Annotated in this window: 11 protein-coding genes; 5 read left to right on the top strand and 6 right to left on the bottom strand. The window is 70.6% G+C overall.

Features of this window, described 5'->3' with window-relative positions:
- Positions 1-92: 92 nt before the first annotated feature.
- Positions 93-926 (bottom strand): class I SAM-dependent methyltransferase, encoded by an 834-nt coding sequence (locus MYF83_RS22860; protein ID WP_248962666.1) that lies wholly within the window; start codon positions 924-926, stop codon positions 93-95.
- A 95-nt stretch (positions 927-1,021) separates the two neighbouring features.
- Between MYF83_RS22860 and MYF83_RS22855 the strand changes: the two genes are divergently transcribed.
- The 4 genes from MYF83_RS22855 to MYF83_RS22840 all read left to right on the top strand — a co-directional run bounded on the left by MYF83_RS22855 (position 1,022) and on the right by MYF83_RS22840 (position 5,611).
- Positions 1,022-2,257 (top strand): PQQ-dependent sugar dehydrogenase, encoded by a 1,236-nt coding sequence (locus MYF83_RS22855; protein ID WP_248962665.1) that lies wholly within the window; start codon positions 1,022-1,024, stop codon positions 2,255-2,257.
- A gap of 176 nt (positions 2,258-2,433) precedes the next feature.
- Complete coding sequence (locus MYF83_RS22850; RefSeq protein ID WP_248962664.1) at positions 2,434-3,201, top strand: bestrophin-like domain; 768 nt, start codon at positions 2,434-2,436, stop codon at positions 3,199-3,201.
- On the top strand, positions 3,201-3,764 hold the full coding sequence (locus MYF83_RS22845; RefSeq protein ID WP_248962663.1) for a hypothetical protein: 564 nt from the start codon (positions 3,201-3,203) through the stop codon (positions 3,762-3,764). Before MYF83_RS22850 ends, MYF83_RS22845 begins: the two co-directional genes overlap by 1 nt.
- Before the next feature lie 533 nt (positions 3,765-4,297).
- Positions 4,298-5,611, top strand: coding sequence for an extracellular catalytic domain type 1 short-chain-length polyhydroxyalkanoate depolymerase (locus MYF83_RS22840; RefSeq protein ID WP_248962662.1), 1,314 nt, complete (start codon positions 4,298-4,300; stop codon positions 5,609-5,611).
- A 286-nt stretch (positions 5,612-5,897) separates the two neighbouring features.
- Here MYF83_RS22840 and MYF83_RS22835 read toward each other — a convergent pair whose 3' ends face one another.
- The 4 genes from MYF83_RS22835 to MYF83_RS22820 form a co-directional block, all read right to left on the bottom strand.
- Positions 5,898-7,088: a TIGR03118 family protein gene (locus tag MYF83_RS22835; protein WP_248962661.1), complete on the bottom strand. Its 1,191-nt coding sequence runs from the start codon at positions 7,086-7,088 to the stop codon at positions 5,898-5,900.
- A 195-nt stretch (positions 7,089-7,283) separates the two neighbouring features.
- Positions 7,284-8,144 carry a carbohydrate ABC transporter permease gene (locus MYF83_RS22830; protein WP_248962660.1) on the bottom strand — a complete coding sequence of 287 codons (861 nt, stop codon included), beginning with the start codon at positions 8,142-8,144 and terminating at the stop codon, positions 7,284-7,286.
- On the bottom strand, positions 8,141-9,079 hold the full coding sequence (locus MYF83_RS22825) for a carbohydrate ABC transporter permease (RefSeq protein WP_248962659.1): 939 nt from the start codon (positions 9,077-9,079) through the stop codon (positions 8,141-8,143). Before MYF83_RS22825 ends, MYF83_RS22830 begins: the two co-directional genes overlap by 4 nt.
- 8 nt (positions 9,080-9,087) lie before the next feature.
- Positions 9,088-10,383 carry an extracellular solute-binding protein gene (locus tag MYF83_RS22820; RefSeq protein ID WP_248962658.1) on the bottom strand — a complete coding sequence of 432 codons (1,296 nt, stop codon included), beginning with the start codon at positions 10,381-10,383 and terminating at the stop codon, positions 9,088-9,090.
- A gap of 448 nt (positions 10,384-10,831) precedes the next feature.
- Here MYF83_RS22820 and arfA point away from each other — a divergent pair, with 448 nt between their 5' ends.
- A complete protein-coding gene (arfA, locus tag MYF83_RS22815; protein ID WP_248962657.1) occupies positions 10,832-12,334 on the top strand; it encodes an arabinosylfuranosidase ArfA in 1,503 nt (500 codons plus the stop codon).
- Here the strand turns inward: arfA and MYF83_RS22810 are convergent.
- A complete protein-coding gene (locus MYF83_RS22810; RefSeq protein ID WP_248962656.1) occupies positions 12,315-12,458 on the bottom strand; it encodes a hypothetical protein in 144 nt (47 codons plus the stop codon). The genes arfA and MYF83_RS22810 overlap by 20 nt on opposite strands.
- Positions 12,459-12,897 lie beyond the last annotated feature (439 nt).

Below are 12,897 nucleotides of genomic sequence, written 5' to 3'. Positions count from 1 at the left end.
TCAGCCTCTCGGGCGGCGTCCGAAATCCGGTGTAAATCGATAGGCGCGGTTCATGGTCAGGTTATGCGATGGTGCTGACAGTTTTCGGTTGATCAACTGACTGGGCGCGGTTGTGTTCCCTCTCGGTGGCGATGAGCGGTGATGATCCAGGCGCGGGAGTTGAACCAGACACCGTCGTCGCTCAGGTGCGCGGCGAGCGCCACGCGCAGACGCTCGACGGCGCGCGTCGCGGCGGCGGGATCCAGCCGCTTCAGGACTTCGCTGGTGCACGTGAAGCCGCGGATCCAGTCGAGGGCGGCGGCCACGTCCGGACCGTAGTAGACCGGTTCGTGGACGTCGCTGAAGGCGACGCCGGCGAACCCTGCGGCCTGCAGGATCTCCTTCACGGTCGGCGGGTCGGCGAGCGAGAACGGATCCGGTCCGTCGCAAGCGGCGGCTACTGGCCCTTCGGCTGCTTCGAGGGATTGGTGGATGGCGACGTCCCACTCGTTGCGCTCGTGGGCCTGCCAAACCATCATCACCAGGCGCCCGGCCGGGCGCAGCGCCCGCCCGATGTTGGCGAACGCGGCGACGGGGTCGTCGAAGAACATCGTGCCGAACCTGCTGATCGCCAGGTCGAAGCGCTCCTGCGGAAAGCGGTGGACCTGCGCGTCGGCATGCTCGAAGGTGACGTTGCGGAGTCCTTCCGGCCGGGCCAGCTCGCGGGCGCGCTCGATCGCGGGCGCCGAGACGTCGACCCCGAGCGCACTGCCCGCCCGGGCCGTACGCGCGGCCTGTCGGGTCGTCTGCCCGGTCCCACAGCCGATGTCGAGGACGCGGTCGTGGAACTGGACGCCAACAGCCCGGCGCAGTACCTCGTTGTGCCGCCGTAGTTCGGCGTCGTAGCCGCTGGTGCCGGGCGTGTGTTCGCCTGTGGCGTGTCGCATCGCGGTCCCTTCACGGCGGCCCGGGGCCGCCTGGGCGCTGTTGGTCACCGGCATCTATTCTGACAGCGATCCTTACTTTGCGTAGGGAGCACGTTATGTCTGTCATGCGTAAGCGCTTCGCCTCCGCCCTGGTCGTCGCCCTCTCCGCGGTCGCCGTGGCGGCGGCGCTCGTCGTGACCAGACCGCCCGCCGCCGGAGCCCAGGCGACCGGCGGCTTCGACTTCACCCGGGCGGAGGTCGCCGCCACCGGGCTGCAGGTGCCCTGGGGGCTGGCGTTCCTGCCCGACGGCAGCGCGCTGGTCTCCGAACGCGACACCGCCCGGATCATGCAGGTGCGCCCGGGCGCCTCGCCGGTGCAGGTGGCGACCGTGCCGGGCGTCTCGCCGTCCGGCGAGGCCGGGCTGCTCGGCATCGCCGTCTCGCCCACCTACGCTCAGGACCAGTGGGTCTACGCCTACTTCACCGGCGGCTCGGACAACCGCGTGGTCCGGTTCCGCCTCGGCTCGCCGGGCACGCAGCAGGTCATCGTGTCCGGCATCCCCAAGGCGAGCTTCCACAACGGCGGGCGCATCGCCTTCGGCCCCGACGGCATGCTGTACGTCACCACGGGTGACGGCGGGACCTCCTCCAATGCCCAGAGCCTGAGCAGCCTGGGCGGCAAGGTACTGCGCATGACGCCCACCGGCGGCGTGCCGTCGGGCAACCCGTTCTCCAACTCGCTGGTCTACAGCTACGGCCACCGCAACGTCCAGGGGCTCGCCTGGGACGAGCAGGGGCGGCTGTACGCCACCGAGTTCGGCCAGAACACCTACGACGAGATCAACCTCATCGTCGCCGGCGCCAACTACGGCTGGCCGACGTGCGAGGGCAGGTGCGGCAACTCCTCCTTCCGCGATCCGCTCGTGGTCTGGACGACGGCCGAGGCGTCGCCGAGCGGCCTGGCGTACGCCAACGGCACGCTGTTCGCCGCCGCGCTGCGCGGGACGCGGCTGTGGACGGTGGCGGTGAGCGGCGGGGCGCCCGCGTCCGCCCCGGTCGCCGAGTTCCAGGGGACGTACGGGCGGCTGCGCGCCGTCGCGGCCGGGCCGGACGGCTGGCTCTGGGTCACGACGAGCAACCGTGACGGCAGGGGCACCCCCGCCGCCACCGACGACCGCATCATCCGCGTCCCCCGGACGGGGACCACCACCTCCCCGACGCCCACCGTCAGCGTGACCCCCACGGTCAGTGTCACGCCCACCGTCGGCCCGTCGCCCTCGGGCGGCCCTCGAAGCTGCGCCGCCGCCTACCGGGTCGCCCCTGTGCCCGGCGAACCTGCGGACATCTCCTGATTGACCTCCTCCCCACGGCTGAAGCCCGGGGACTCCACACTCAAGGAGATTCGATGACCGTCCGTGGGTTCCCTGAATGACCGCCCATGGTCGTTACTTCATGTGATAGCTATGTGACGGCATGCGATCGGTAACGGGCGGTGCGCGGCTGCCCACATACAGCTATGGAGATGGTAATGCTCGTCTGCGTACTCGCGGTTGCCGCGGCGGTCGGTGTGGTGGCCACGGCCGCCTTTCTGTTCCGCAGGCTCGATCACGGCACCGACGACGTGGTCCCGGACGGCCCCACCGCCGGCCATGCCGGATCCATGCTGTCGTCGCTGTTCCTGCTGGTGTTCGCCATCGCGATCATCGTGCCCTGGACCACGGCCGACTCCGCCCGCCAGAACACCTACGCCGAGAGCCGCGCGGCCGTGGAGACCTACTGGTCCGCGGCGCGGCTGCCCGCCCCCGCGGGCGCCCAGGTGCAGCAGCAGGTCCGCGACTACGTCCAGTACGTCCTGCAGAAGGAGTGGCCGCTCATGGCGGACGGCCGGCTCAGCCTGGAGGGGGCCTCTCGCCTGGACGCGCTGCGCACTCAGGTGGCAGGCCTGATCGTGACCGGCGACGAGGCCAAGAGCGCCAAGAGCGAGACCCTGGAGGACATGAAGGACCTATCGGCGGCCCGGCGCCAGAGGGCGGCGGACGCGCAGGCCGCGCCGCCCGCGGGAGTGCTCCCTCTGACGATCCTGACCGGTGCGATCGTCATCCTCTTCCCGTTCCTGGCGGGTGCCCGGCCCCGCGGCAGGACGCTGGTGCCGCTGTTCGTGATGGCCGCGATGCTCGGGTTCGGCGTCTTTCTCACCTGGCAGATCTCCCACGTGTTCGCCAGCGGCCTGTCCGTTGGGCCGGAGGCGTTCCGCGCGGCGCTGACGGAGTTCCAGCGCATCCCGTGGAGCGGATGATGCCGGCCGCTCCACGCGCCACGGCGTTCCTGGCCGTGCCCTTCGCGTCCCTGTCGCTGGCCGGTGCGATGATCCAGCCGGCCGATCCCGAGCCTCAGCGGTTGTCCGTCGCGCCCGGTGTCGCCCTCTGTCTCGACGTGGACGTGGTGGTGAGCCTGCGGGTCGGCATCACGATCGGGGGGCCGCCGATCTGCCGGCACCCGGCGTATCCGCCGAAGCCCGTGCCGGTTCCCACGCCGTCCCCGCCGCCCACGCCGACGGCTCCTCCGTCCCCGTCGCCCACCGTGTCGCGGCCCGCCTCCCCGGCCCCGCCTGTGGCGCAAGGCCCGGCCCGTCCTCAGGCCGCACCCCGTACGGCGCCGCCTCCGGCGCGGCCGACGCCGCCTCCGGTGGAGCACCGGCCGACGCCGCCGGCGGTGACGCCGTCCGCCGGCGTCCACGCGCTCCGGGCGGACGTCCCGCCTCCCCGCCGCCGCAATCCCCTGGCGACGGTGATGGTCCTGGTGGTCCTGTCGCTGGTCGTGGCCCTGGTCGCGGGCCTGGCGTTCGGCACCATCCGCTGACGCGCCGCCCGCCTCGCCTGACGCGCCGCCCGCCTCGCCACCTGGCCGCCGTCCCCCCGCCGGCCGGTGGCGGGACGTGGCCGCCGGGCGGCGAGATCGCGAAGCCGGCGGGCGTGTCCGCGCCGACCGTGTCCAGGGTGATGACACTGGTCGTCCGCGAGAGCACCGCGCCGCCGTCCCGCGCCTGAACCGGGCGCCCTTCCGACCGGCCCACCGAGCCGCCATCGGCCTCGCTCCCCGGGGCCGCCTTTCCGGGCGCCTTCCGCCTGGCCCCCCGGGCCGCCTTCCGCCATGCCTTTCCGACTGGACTCACGCCACGCGTTTGCGGTGGTCGCGGGCGGGCCGGCGTGGAAAGTTTCAGGGGCCCGCCGGGCCGATGCCCGGGACTCACCTGGTCGACGCACTGGCCCGCGACCGGCGGACCGGCCGCCTTGTTTGCCGAAATATATCGGCCGATACTCCGGAATGTTTCAGAAGCGCCCGCGATCTGCGCTACGGGCCGGAGGACAGGACAACACATGAGGATAAGGACAATGTTCGGCGCCGTGGCGGCCGCCGCGGCGCTCATCGTCGCGGGGCTCGTCACGGCGTCCCCGGCGTCGCCGGCCTCGCTCACCGAGGTCACCAACTTCGGGAACAATCCCAGCAACCTGCGGATGCACCTGTACGTGCCGAACTCGGTGTCCTCGCGCCCGCCGATCCTGGTCGCCGTGCACTACTGCACGGGCTCGGGTCCGGCGTTCTACTCAGGGACGCAGTTCGCCTCCCTCGCCGACCGGTACGGGTACATCGTGATCTACCCGTCCGCGACGCGGAGCGGCAGCTGCTTCGACGTCTCCTCGCCGCAGGCGCTGAAGCACGACGGGGGCAGCGACCCGGTCGGCATCATCTCCATGGTCAAGTACGTGCAGCAGCACAACAACGGCGATCCCGACCGGGTCTATGTCACCGGCGCGTCCTCGGGCGGCATGATGACCAACGTCCTGCTCGGCGACTATCCGGACGTCTTCAAGGCGGGCGCGGCGTTCATGGGCGTGCCGTTCGGGTGCTTCGCCACCACCGACGGGTCCAGCTGGAACAGCGCCTGCGCCAACGGCCAGGTCACCAAGACCCCGCAGCAGTGGGGCGACCTGGTGCGCGCGGCGTACCCGGGCTACAGCGGCGCCCGCCCCCGCATGCAGGTGTGGCACGGCACCGAGGACGGCACGCTGCGCTACCCGAACTTCCAGGAAGAGATCAAGCAGTGGACCAACGTCCTCGGGGTCTCGCAGACCGCCGTGCTCACCGACCGCCCGCAGTCGAACTGGACGCGCACCCGTTACGGCAACACCGGCACCCAGCCGCCGGTGGAGGCGATCAGCGTGCAGGGCGTCGGGCATGACCTCCCGCAGAGCGGCATGGCCGAAGCGGCAATCCAGTTCTTCGGCCTCGCGGGCGGGACGCCCACCCCGCCGGTGACGCCGACGCCGCCGGTCACGCCCACCCCGCCGGTCACCCCGACTCCGCCGACCTCGCCGAGCCCGCCGGCCGGCGGCTGCCGGGTCACCTACACGATGCAGTCGTGGAACACCGGCTTCACCGCCTCGGTGACGATCGCCAACACCGGCACCACCACGATCGGCAACTGGTCGCTGGCGTTCGGCCTGCCGAGCGGGCAGACGATCACCTCTGCGTGGAACGCGACCATCTCGCCCTCCAGCGGCCAGGTGACCGCCAAGAACGTGAGCTACAACGGAACGATCGCTCCGGGGAGCTCGCAGAACTTCGGCTTCCAGGCCACCCACACCGGCGGAACCGGCAAGCCGGCCTCGTTCAGCCTCAACGGGACGGCCTGCTCCGTCGCCTGACGGGCGGACGCTCTCCTCACCTGGGGGTCCCGGCACCCGCTGACGGGCGGCGTGACCGGGGCTTCCCGGTGGCGGAGCGGACCTCCCCGCCTCCTGGCGCACGCCGTGGGGGGAAGGGGCGGGGATGTCCGAACAACCGAAAGCCGGCTGCGGGGCGCGCCACCCCGCAGCCGACTTCCGCTCATTCGGGCGGGTCGTGCTGGTCTTCAGGAAAGATGGTGAATCCTCGGTTGGCAGGAGCCCGTTACCATCGCCGGGCTCGGTGGTCGTCCACCTCCCTACTGTTCTAGTAGCCGGAGTTGTTGTTGGAATTGGAGGAGGAAGTCGGTGAGGCGGTCGGGCTCGCCGACGCGCTCGGCTGGGCCGTGGTGCTGGCCGCGTCGGCCGGCATGATCAGGCCGACCAGGCCGTGCTGGGCCTTCTGGATGCCGGCGGAGAACCACAGGGCGTTCTCGCCGCCGCTCGCGGCGGTTCCCTGCTCCAGGTCCCACAGACCCTCGATGGCGATCGCCTTGCCGTCCGCCTTGCGCAGCGGGCCGAGGTAGCGGCCGTTCCGCGGGTTGTAGGCGTTGATCCAGCCGTCGCCGAAGTTGCCGACGAGGAGCGCTCCGGCGTAGGCGCCGAAGCCCTGCGGAGCGGCGATCATCGCCCACGGCGCGTTGAGGGCGCCTCGGGCCGCGACCCGCCCGGCGAACCGGCCGGAGGCGGTGAACCGGCTGATGAAGCCGAAGCCCTTGCCGGCGATCGACTTGCCGGTCTCGGAGTCGCGCTTGGCGTAGGCGACGTAGACGGCGTTGCCGACGATCTCGACGTTGTAGGCGGAGTAGTCACGGGGCAGCCCGCCGTCCTGGTAGGCCCCCTTCGCCAGGCGCACCCGGCGGAAGTCGTCGTCGAAGACGTCGATCCGGTTGTGGGCGAAGTCGGCCGCGAGGAGGAACGACCCGCGGTTGGTCCGCATCATCGCGAGGCCCTTGTAGTCCGCGCGCCGGGTGAACGCCGCGATGATCGCGTTGCCGGGGCTGACCTCCGCGTTCCAGCCGCTGATGGCGCCGCTGGGGCTGGCGAAGATGAACGTCGCCGGCCCCGTCACGCCCTTGCTGGAGACCTCGAACCCTTCCTCACCGTTGAAGACCTGGCCGGTCGGCGTGCCGCCGGGGATGGCGACCTCGGTCTTCTCCTTGGTGAGCAGTCCCGCGCCGCCCGAGTAGACGGTCGCCGATCCGGTGCCGGCGTTGGAGACCCACAGCGTCTTGCCCATGGCGAGACCCCAGGGGTTGACCAGCTTGGGGTCGGTGACGTCCGCCTTGCCTGCCACGTCCGAGATGAGGGGGATCTCGGCGAACCGGTTCTTGGTGTAAGTGGTGGTGGACCTGGTGGACTCCTTGGACTGCGTGGACTCAGCGTGCGCCGGGATCGTGCCGGTGGAAATGCCCAGGACGAGTGCCGCAGCGCAGAGCGTGACGATGCGTGACCGCATCAGGCCTCCTATGTCGTCTGCATGTGCGTACGGACGGAGGTACGCGGCGCCCTGAGAGCCGGTTCAAACCATTTTTTCATCCGTCACGCGGGGGACACGGGCACGGTGGCCGTCCCACCGCGCGAACACGGCGCCGTGCGGTCTCCCGAGGGGAGGGCACGGCGCCGTGGGCGCAGGTCCGGGGCGCGCTGGCGGTCAGGTGCCGCTCAGGCCGGTGTGGGCGACGCTGCGGATGATGTCGCGCTGGAAGAAGACGTAGGCGACCAGGAGGGGCAGGCCGCCGAGCACGGCCGACGCCATGATCTGCGCGTAGCGCAGGCCGTAGGAGCTCTGGACCGTCGCGAGCCCCACCGGGATCGTCATGAGGTCGGGATCGGAGACGGCGAGGAACGGCCAGAAGAAGTTGTTCCAGGTGAAGATGAACGTGAAGATGCCGACGGCGGCCAGCACGGGGCGGGACAGCGGCAGCACGATCTGCCAGTAGAGCCGCCACGGCGAGGCCCCGTCCACCCGCGCGGCCTCCTCAAGTTCGCGCGGCAGCCCGTCGAAGAACTTCTTCAGGATGAACACCATCGCCGGGGCCGCCACCTGGGGCAGGATCATCGCCCAGTAGGTGTCGACCAGGCCGAGGCCGAGCATCTCGCGGAACAGCGGCACGACCAGGACCTGCGGGGGCACCATGATGCCGGCGACGACGACCGCGAGCAGCACCTTCCTGCCGCGGAACTCGGTCCTGGCGAAGCCGTACGCCGCCATGCTGGCGGTGACGAGCACCAGCACGGTGACGCCGGCGGCGACCACGGTGCTGTTGAGGAACCACCGCACCAGGTCGCTCTCGGTGAAGACCTTGCGGAACGCCTCGAAGCCGAGGTTGTCCGACCACCACGTCACCGGGATCTTCGTGGTCTCGCCCTCGGGTTTGAGCGCGGTGTCCACCGCCCACAGCAGGGGGACGAGCCACAGCAGCGCGATGATCGCCGTCACGATCAGCCCGGCGACGTTCCATGCGCGCGCCGTCGCCCGGGGCGATCTGTCCGGTGTGGCTACGGCGGTCATCGCTCGTCCTCTCGGCGGGAAGGGAACAGCTTGAGCTGGGTGACCGACACCACGACGATCAGCACGAAGAAGAACGACGAGATGGCCGAGGCGTACCCGAAGCGGAAGCTCGTGAAGGCGGTGTCGTAGACGTACTCCAGGACCGGGCGCGCCGAGAAGGCGGGACCGCCCGACCCTTGGTAGATGAGGTAGGCCTGGTCGAACAGCCGCAGGCTGGCGAGCAGCTGCAGCACGATGACCAGGCCGGTCGTGCGGCCGAGCATGGGCAGGGTGATGGACCACAGGCGCTGCCACCAGCCCGCGCCGTCGATCGACGCCGCCTCGTAGAGCTGCTCGGGGATCTGCTGCAGCGCGGCCAGGTAGAGCAGGAAGTTGAAGCCCACCGTCCACCAGAGCGTCGCGATGACCACCGAGATCATGGCCAGCGAGGGGTCGCTGAGCCAGCCGACCTCCGAGATCCCGAGGCTGGTGAGCGCCCCGTTGAGCAGGCCGAAGCCGGGCTGGTAGAGCCAGAGCCAGATGAGGGACATCACGCTGGCGGGGAGCAGGAACGGCATGAAGAACGACAGCCGCCACAGCCAGCGGAGCGGCATGACGCGGTTGGTGAGCAGCGCCATGACCAGCCCGAGCAGCACCAGCGGAGGCGTGCTGAGCACCGTGAAGTACAGGGTGTTGCCGAGCGCGCTCCACATCGCGGCGTCGCCGAGCATCTCGGTCCAGTTGCGCAGGCCGACCAGCTCGCCGCGGGTGCCGGTGAGGCTCTCGTTGAAGAAGCTGAGGCCGAACGCCGAGATGGTCGGCCAGATGAGGAAGGCGGCGTAGAACAGCAAGAACGGCAGGGTGAACAGCACGCCGGTCGGGACGCGGCGCCACAGCGCGGGCCTGGCCTCGGTCACGGGGACGGCCGCGGGCGCCTGGGTGGTGATCGTCGCCATCGGGTCTCCTATACGGGGCTGGGGGTGGACAGCAGCTTGTCGACGGCCGCCTTGAACTGGGCGAGCGCTTGCTCGGGGGTGAGCGACCCGGCGAGCACCCTCTGGAACGCCGAGCCCGCCTGGTTCTCGAAGTCGGAGCCGGACCCGCTGAACCAGGCGGGCGGGTCGAGTTGCACATCGGGTGTCACGTCGCGGTACTCCGACTGCGGCTTGAGCGCGAGGTACGCCGGCTCGGCGACGACCGGCTGGTAGGCGGGCACGTGCCCTGCCCTGCCCCAGGTGACGCTGGACTTCAGCAGTTCGGTGATGAACCGGTAGGACGCCCTGGTGGTGATGGGGTCACGGGCGCGCTGGTGGGGCAGGACGAACGAGTGCGCGTCGCCGGAGGTGCGGGCGTTGCCGAAGATGTTGGGCAGGCGGGTCATGCTGTAGGGCATCTTGGCGGTGGTGAAGGTGGCGGTCTCCCAGCCGCCGTTCCAGTGGAAGCCGGCCTTGCCGCCGGCGAACGTCGCGACCGCGCCCGGGTAGTCGACGTTCCGGGTGGCCAGGCCCTCGGCGGTCAGCTGTCCCATGAAGTTCAGCACCTTGAGCGCCTTGACGTCGTCGATGCCGACGCTGCCGCCGGCGGGCAGGGTGATGTCGCCGTCCTGCTGGCGGTAGAGCGCCCAGAACAGCCGCCAGGGCATCACGTCGAGGTTGTCGAGCGCCAGCCCGTAGGCCCCGGTGACCTGCTTGGCCTTGGTGAGCGCGTCGATGAGCGCGTCCGGCCCGCTGATCGGGGCGAGCTTGCCGTCGGGGCCGAGGAGCCCGGCCTTCTGGGCGATGTCGGTGTTGTAGTACATGACGAACGGGTGGGTGTCGAGCGGCAGCGCGTACAGCCTGCCGTCCACCGTGGCGCGCTCGATGAGCCCGGGCGGGAACTGGTCCCTGGTGACGCCGAACTCGGCGAGCAGCTTCTCGTCGAACGGGTCGAGCAGGTGGCCGGGGGCGTAGCCGGTGAGCCGGGACAGGTGCAGGACGGCGACGTCGGGCGCCCGCCCGCCGGCGGCGGCCATGGCGAGCTTGGTGTAGTACGGGGCGCCCCAGGCGAGCGTCACCGCCTCCAGCGCGATACCGGGGTTGTTGTTCCTGAATTCGTCCTGCATCGTCAGCATCAGCGCGCCGTCGCCGCCGCCGAACAGGTTCCAGTAGCGCACCTTGGTGGTGCCGCCTTCGCCGCCGCATCCGGCGAGTGTGAGTGTCCCAAGGGCGAGTGCCGCGCCGAGCACGGCTCGCCGGGACGGTCGCGGGGGGCCGTCGGCCATGTGTCCTCCAGGAGGAGCGGGGGCTGCCAGTACAGGTGGAGGCTGTCGAAGCGCTTCGTTGTGAGCGCTAACAGGGCGACCGGGCCGGCGGAGGGCGAGGTCGTCACGGTGGCGGGGGAGGTGGGGGAGGGGGCGATCCAGGGTTCTCGCCGGCGCCGGCCGCCGCACCGTCTCGGGTGTCCGGGCGGGTGTCGCCTGGCCGATGCGTTGTGATCACGTGCGACGCCCTCGGTTGTGTTTCGCGGAGGTTTCCCGAGTGTTTGCGATAACACCATCAGTGTCAAGGCCCGACTTTCGCGGCTTGCCGGTCCGTGCGCCGAGGCGGGCAGCCGCTGATGAGATCGAAACGTTACCGTCGTGAGTCCTTGACGGCATGGTTGATAACGCTAACAATCGGCGCAATCAGGTCGACCGTTATAGACCTTCGCGAAGGCGGGCAGGAGCACTCGTGTACCAGGCGTCCCTCACGATCGATCCGGCGTTCCGCGTCGCCTCCGTACGGCGGCGCACTTTCGGCACCTTCGTCGAGCACCTCGGCCGCTGCGTCTACACCGGGATCCACGAGCCCTGCCATCCCACCGCCGACGAGGACGGTTTCCGCCGCGACGTCCTGGACCTGACCCGCGAGCTGGGGGCCACCACCGTGCGCTACCCGGGCGGCAACTTCGTCTCCGGCTACCGCTGGGAGGACGGCATCGGCCCGCTCGCCTCCCGCCCCGCGCGGCTCGACCTGGCCTGGCACTGCACCGAGCCCAACCAGGTCGGCGTCGACGAGTTCGTCCGCTGGGCCCGCAAGGCCGGCGTCGAGCCCATGATGGCGGTCAACCTCGGCACCCGCGGTGTGCAGGAGGCTCTCGACCTCCTCGAATACTGCAACCTCGAGTCCGGCACCCACTGGTCGGACCTGCGGATCGCCAACGGGTCCAAGGAGCCGCACGCCATCAGGATGTGGTGCCTGGGCAACGAGATGGACGGTCCCTGGCAGATCGGCCACAAGACCGCCCGCGAGTACGGCAGGCTCGCCGCCGAGACCGCCAGGGCGATGCGCATGATCGACCCGGGCCTGGAGCTGGTGGCGTGCGGCAGTTCGGGCTCCTCCATGCCGACGTTCGGCTCCTGGGAGGCCACCGTCCTGGAGGAGACCTACGACCACGTCGACCACATCTCCTGCCACGCCTACTACGAGGAGAAGGACGGCGACCTCGCGAGTTTCCTCGCCTGCTCCACCGACATGGAGAACTTTATCGCCTCGGTCGTCGCGACCGCCGACCACGTCCGCGCCAAGGTCCGGGCCACCAAGCGGATCAACGTGTCCTTCGACGAGTGGAACGTCTGGTACCTGAGCCGCTTCCAGGCGCGGCAGTCGCAGGAGCCGCCGAGGGGCTGGCCGGTGGCGCCTCCGCTGCTGGAGGACCGCTACCACCTGGCCGATGCCGTGGCCGTCGGCGGGCTGCTCATCACCCTGCTGCGCAACAGCGACCGGGTCACCGCCGCCTGCCAGGCCCAGCTCGTCAACGTCATCGCGCCGATCATGACCGAGCCAGGCGGGCGCGCGTGGCGGCAGACGATCTTCCATCCGTTCGCCCAGGCGGCCCGGTACGCCTCCGGCGACGTGCTGCGCGTCGAGCCCGTCTCCCCGGTGCACGAGACGGCCGAGTACGGCGAGGTGCCGCTGCTGCACGCGGTCGCCACCCGCGACGAGGACGTCACCACCGTCTTCGCGGTGAACCGCTCCACCGACGGGCCCCTGGAGCTGACCCTGGAAGCCCGCGCCCTCGGCGACGTCCGCGTCGTCGAGGCCACCACGCTCACCGACCTCGACGTCTACGCCACCAACACCGCCGACGACCCGGGCCGGGTCACCCCCCGGCCCAACCCCGACGTCCAGGCAGGCCCGCTCAGGGTCCTCCTGCCCCCGGTCTCCTGGAACGTCATCCGCCTCGCCCGCTGAGCGCACCTCGCCGGGGTCGGTCCGGCGTGACCTCCTTCACCTGCGCGACGATCTGCGTGGGGTTGACGAACATGAGGGCGAGGACGAGCAGGGCCGAGGAGAGCAGGGTGTAGACGACGGCCATCGCGTCGATCGCCTGGGCGGCGCGGTGCCCGCTTGCCGGCGAAGTCGCGCCGCGCCAGCGCGTAGGCCGCCGGCACGCCGAGGAGCAGCGCGAGCCCGACCACGGCGAGCGCGACCAGCAGCGTCACCTGCAGCACGTCGGCCAGCCCGAACTCCCGCCAGGCGTCCGCGTACCAGGCAAGGGGTCAGCGCGGTCATGTTCGGTCGCCCTCCGCCGATGGCGGTCCGGAGCGGTGTGCGGCGAGTACGGTCACGCGCCCTTGCCATCAGCGCGCGTGAGACCGTCGAGGGTGACACCCCGGCCAGAGCCGCGACCGCGTGGATCGTGGTGGGGCGGGGAGCGTCGGGGGTCTCGGAAGCGATGTCCATGGCGCACACCAGAATGAAAACGTGTGTGATATGTCAATAGGTCAGCACGACGATGTACCGATATACCAGAA

This window comes from Sphaerisporangium perillae, assembly GCF_023276435.1.
GTDB lineage: Bacteria > Actinomycetota > Actinomycetes > Streptosporangiales > Streptosporangiaceae > Sphaerisporangium > Sphaerisporangium perillae.
The sequence above is the reverse complement of the archived record's forward strand: the minus strand, read 5'-3'. Positions and strand labels throughout refer to the sequence as shown.

Excerpts from the sequence above, each read along its gene's own strand:
- MYF83_RS22860 (WP_248962666.1), bottom strand. The coding sequence starts at position 926 with ATGCGACACGCCACAGGCGAACACACGCCCGGCACCAGCGGCTACGAC.
- MYF83_RS22855 (WP_248962665.1), top strand. The coding sequence starts at position 1,022 with ATGTCTGTCATGCGTAAGCGCTTCGCCTCCGCCCTGGTCGTCGCCCTC.
- MYF83_RS22850 (WP_248962664.1), top strand. The coding sequence starts at position 2,434 with ATGCTCGTCTGCGTACTCGCGGTTGCCGCGGCGGTCGGTGTGGTGGCC.
- MYF83_RS22845 (WP_248962663.1), top strand. The coding sequence starts at position 3,201 with ATGCCGGCCGCTCCACGCGCCACGGCGTTCCTGGCCGTGCCCTTCGCG.
- MYF83_RS22840 (WP_248962662.1), top strand. The coding sequence starts at position 4,298 with ATGTTCGGCGCCGTGGCGGCCGCCGCGGCGCTCATCGTCGCGGGGCTC.
- MYF83_RS22835 (WP_248962661.1), bottom strand. The coding sequence starts at position 7,088 with ATGCGGTCACGCATCGTCACGCTCTGCGCTGCGGCACTCGTCCTGGGC.
- MYF83_RS22830 (WP_248962660.1), bottom strand. The coding sequence starts at position 8,144 with ATGACCGCCGTAGCCACACCGGACAGATCGCCCCGGGCGACGGCGCGC.
- MYF83_RS22825 (WP_248962659.1), bottom strand. The coding sequence starts at position 9,079 with ATGGCGACGATCACCACCCAGGCGCCCGCGGCCGTCCCCGTGACCGAG.
- MYF83_RS22820 (WP_248962658.1), bottom strand. The coding sequence starts at position 10,383 with ATGGCCGACGGCCCCCCGCGACCGTCCCGGCGAGCCGTGCTCGGCGCG.
- MYF83_RS22810 (WP_248962656.1), bottom strand. The coding sequence starts at position 12,458 with ATGGCCGTCGTCTACACCCTGCTCTCCTCGGCCCTGCTCGTCCTCGCC.